1 protein-coding gene and 1 pseudogene are annotated in these 3,323 nt (G+C 42.0%); both read right to left on the reverse strand.

Annotated features, from left to right (window positions below):
- Nucleotides 1-3,050: Eco57I restriction-modification methylase domain-containing protein (locus ACXJGZ_RS01380; protein WP_456398007.1), on the reverse strand; the 3,050-nt coding region annotated here is incomplete at its 3' end.
- Nucleotides 3,051-3,117: 67 nt separating this feature from the next.
- Nucleotides 3,118-3,323 (reverse strand): annotated as a pseudogene (locus ACXJGZ_RS01385) (tRNA(Ile2) 2-agmatinylcytidine synthetase TiaS); the annotation flags it as partial.

The raw sequence follows: 3,323 nt of genomic DNA on the forward strand, positions 1-3,323 counted from the left end.
GTGCTTATAAGGGTTCTCTCATCAGTGGAACGTGCTATAGCCCTGTAAGCTAACCTGTACTCCTCGTAATCGAGCTTGAAAATTCCTCTTTCAAAATTCTTCTTTGCCAGCTCAAAGTTCTCGTTTATGAATTCTCTCAAGGCTTTACCCTTTAAGCCGAGCCTTTCACCTTCAGCTTTAAGGAACTTCTTAACCCTGCTCAGCTCCTTACTCAAAAGCCTCTCCCTGCCCTTCTTTTCTTCAACCCAGTATCTCGGTTCACTAAAGAACGGCTCGTACTGGTGTATCATCTTGCCCTCGTATAGGACAAGACCTTTGTGGGAGGTGTTGAAGAGTTTATTGTCAATAGTCATGTTGAAGTCTGCTTGAATCAGAGTACGCCCATACACCTCCTGCCATAATGGATGATTACCCCTAATTTTCGATGCAAGTAAAACATCCTCCTTTCTTCTGAACTCCACCACACCAAGAACTCCAGGGGACATTTTTGAAATAAGCTCAGTGGGATAATCAAAGGTTATCGCTTTGATGAAGTCCTCGAAGGTTCCGCCGTTTTTCTCAACCCATTCTTCGTAATCCTTCTGAGTAACGTAAAAAGCTGCTTTAAACGGCTTGTTGCACTTCTCCTTCATGAAGAAGACGATATCGAACTTAAAGCGGGAATCAACATCCTTAAACCATCCATGCCCTCTGTTCTCAAATGAAATCAGCTCCTTGAGGCAGTGGTTTTCAAAGATTTCCTTCCTTAAAAGCATTGCACCTTCATCGGTGTGGAAGTTGGACGGAACGAGCAGGTTCACAGCATTCTTGGACAGCTCCATTGCCCTTTCAAGGAAGACTTTCTGAAGGGTAACTTTTCCTTCAGTGCTGAACTTATACCTATCTCTTACAAATTCTGAAAGTTTCTTAATTCTGGAGTAATACTCCTCCCACAGCCTTTTAATATCTGGAGATTTCTCAAGTTTCTTATAGAACCTCTTTTTGAATTCCTTCCCAGAAATGCTGAACTTCGTCACTCCTTTTGGGAATACATCTCTAAATAAATCTTCATGAAGTGCCACAAATTCCTTTTCCAAAGGTTCCACAGTTTCCCACGGCGGGTTTCCAATAACTCCATGGAAGCCGCGTTCCTCCTTAGGTAAAGGATTTCCATCCTCGTCAAAGTATAGGAAGAAGAACTCCAGCGGATAGAAGAGGGGCTTTTCAAACTCCCAGCCCTCTTTTTTCATCTCTGCTATCAATTTTCTCCTTATCTTCTCTTTAATTCCCGCCAAGCCTTCAAGCACTTCGGGGTTGAGCGGATCCTTCAAGTAAGCTTTTCTCTTCTCCCACAGGACTTTAATATCCTCCTTAAACTCCTTCATCAGCTCAACAATTTTATCGTCGGGAAGAGAAACTATCGAGTTTCCATTGATGAGGTTCATCTCAAGGTCTGGTAAAATGTGCTCTTCTGAACCAAGAGTCTTATACCTGAATTCATACGGCTCAAGCTTTATTGCCTCCTTCCAGATGTTCACCTTTGCCACATCTATTGCCCTCTCATCGAGATCAACACCGTATATGTGGCGGAGGATTATGAGAGAGATGAGCTTACGCCTGTGTGCTCCAAAACCCAGGAACTTCCTTATCTCCTTTACGAGCTTTTTCCGCTCCCTTATATCTTTCGGTTCAGCAAGCTCTTTTAGAACGTCCCTGTATTTCTCTGCCCATGCGGTTTTCTCATCAATTTCTTCATAAACTTTGTAGATTTCCCTAAGAACCTTGATCAGGAAAGATCCTGAACCGCATGCTGGGTCAATAATGGCAATGGAGGTTAGCTTTTTCGCAAGTCTCCATGCCTTTTCCACATCAACTTTTTCAGAATTAATGACTTTTATGAGCTCATATTTTACAGGAACAAAAAGCTCCTCAACCAGTCTTTTAGCCATATATTTGGTGATTTCGCTTGGAGTGTAGTATATTCCCATCTGCTTCCGCCTTTCTGCTAAGAACATCTCGTAGGCTTTTCCAAAGACGTCCTCATCTATTTTTCTGAAGTTGTAGTAGAGCAAACCCCTCTGAAATGCTCCCCTCCATCCCTCAACACCAAGAATCAGCTTAATCCTCTTTCCAAAACTTTTCATATTCCCTTCGTCGTCTTCCAGCACATCAAGGACAGACTTCTTAAAGAGCTCCGTGTCGTAGTAGGTATAAAACCACCCATCAATTTCGCTGAAAAATTCTTCCAGCACTTTTTTCATGCCCTTAGGAGCCCATTTATGCTCCGCACTGACATATGCATCATAGAGAAACCTGAAGAGTATAAGGCTGTGATCTTCCAAGGTTTTAACGAAAATGAACTTGTTGATGAGATGCACCACGTACTCACTTGGATTCTCCACCTTCCACTTAACTTTTTCTAATGTTTTGTACCATCCTTTTAGATCATTGAAAAACATTTCATCAAGGTCATAGCGAGGTGTTCTGTCTTCTTTTCTCCTCACGAGCTCCCATAAGTCCCCAATCTCGCCGAGCTCCTTGATAAACTGCTCAAAGTCCTCTCTGTGGAAAGGCTTAAAATCATACACTGCCTCCCTGTTAAAGTAATACACTTCCCTAAGGTTCGTTAATATAACGTAATCAACCTCTGCCGCTTTAAGGTACTTTATAATCTGATTATCCCTCTCAGCCTTCATCTGGTTGTAAATCTGCTCAAGGGACACAAGCTTTATTTTATCAGAACCGCTCATCTTGTGCATCGCTTTCAACTCTACAGCTACGGGATTTGTGGTTCCAGTTTTTATGAGGTAATCAACCCATCCCCTTTTATCGAGTCTTATCTCCGGTGCCCATTCGAGACCCAGATGATCAAGAAGAGGTCTGAATAGAAATTCAGAAAGAAGAAATTCAGGTTTTGCAATCCCAATGCTCTCAATATAGCGTTTTGCATTATCCGTTCTTAGTCTTGACTTTATTTCCTCAATTTTAAAAGAATCAAGTTTTCCCTCAATGCTGCCAAGAACAGCAATGTCATGCAGGTAATCCTCCACAAGCTTTTTATTTATCCCCATAATGCTTCCACCTTATATACTTCAGACAAACGAATTTAAAAATTTAGCCAAAATGAAATCCACAGGATTAAATCACCTTCAAAACCTTCTCCTCCCCAAGCGGCAACACTAAAGGCCTTGATAGATGCCTTCTTGCATCTGGCGGCACCTCATAGATTTTCCTCTCAAGCTTTCTTGGTACTTCAACTGGAATCAACCGCTTTGGCATTTTGTAACCGCACTTTTTGCACTTTAGATAATCCCCTTTGCTCTTCATCGTTCCGCCACATTTTG

The sequence above is a fragment of the Palaeococcus sp. (in: euryarchaeotes) genome, from assembly GCF_053987695.1.